Source organism: Stenotrophomonas geniculata ATCC 19374 = JCM 13324, from assembly GCF_001431625.1.
GTDB classification, from domain to species: Bacteria; Pseudomonadota; Gammaproteobacteria; order Xanthomonadales; family Xanthomonadaceae; genus Stenotrophomonas; species Stenotrophomonas geniculata.
The window spans coordinates 1-941 of record NZ_LLXT01000052.1 but is presented as its reverse complement, the minus strand read 5'-3'; the positions used below and the strand labels follow the sequence as shown (position 1 = coordinate 941).

Sequence of the window (941 nt, the reverse complement as noted above, 5' to 3'; positions counted from 1 at the left end):
TTACGGCCGAACTCCTGCGTCACCGGCAGCTCGGCAGCGGCCGGATTCAACAGGAACGGCATCTTGATGGTCAGCTTGTTCTGCGATCGCTCGCTGGTTTCATTCACAGCACTGCGCTCGATGCCGGGCGCCGAGCGATAGAGCCTTGCACCATCCCCACTACCGATCGTCATGTCGCGCGCGCCGGATGCGAACCGGTACGCGTTGCCCTGCAGGGTGAACAGGAACAGATGGACAGGGCGGGCCAGGAAGCGGCTGGTCTCGAAGGCCTCAAACATGGGGAACCACCGAAGCAAAGCCGAGGGTGCAGGTAGCGACACCATCGGCGTCGGTGGCGTGTCGAATCTCGACCTGGTCGCTGGCGAGCGTGGCCAGGCTCATGATCTGGACGGCCCGAACCCGCGACGCCGAAACGCTGATGTCCAAGGGCGCATCCAGGGTGATCACCTCGACGTCGTTGGAGGCCACCGAGCCAGTAATGCGCCGATGAATGGCGGTGCCGTCCAACAGCTCGATGCGCAGGTCTCGACGCCCAGGCGCCTGCGCGCCGAACAGCGCATAGCCCGCCCATTCGATGGGGATCTCGATGGCGCCCACGGCCAGATCGGCGGTGATGCGCAGATCACTGGTGTAGGACGGCAGCCATATAGGCGTGGACCGGCCGCACAGGGTGTACGCCAGAGAGCGCAGCCAGCTGTGCTCTTCACGCCCGAACAGCTTCCATTGTGTGCTTTGCGATCGGAAGGCGAAGTCTGCAAGGGGCACGGTAAGCGGTGCAGCGCTGTCGTTGTCCAATACCTCTCGCAGGCGGGCATAGCTGGCCTTCGGTTGATCAGTCCAGTCTGCCCAACGGTTCAGGACGGGCGTGCCCAGGTAGAGCGGCAGGTCGACCAGGCTGGGCCACTGACAGACGTCAAGCACGTCGAACGTCAGCGAACGGA

The 941-nt window shown here is 64.0% G+C and carries 1 protein-coding gene and 1 pseudogene; both read right to left on the bottom strand.

Going from position 1 to position 941, the window contains the following annotated elements; genetic code table 11:
* A pseudogene (locus ARC63_RS03195) lies at positions 1 to 278 on the bottom strand (DUF2163 domain-containing protein); the annotation flags it as partial.
* The coding region (locus ARC63_RS23395; protein ID WP_231298563.1) for a hypothetical protein at positions 271 to 941 on the bottom strand (671 nt) is incomplete at its 5' end. The pseudogene ARC63_RS03195 and the gene ARC63_RS23395, both read right to left, overlap by 8 nt.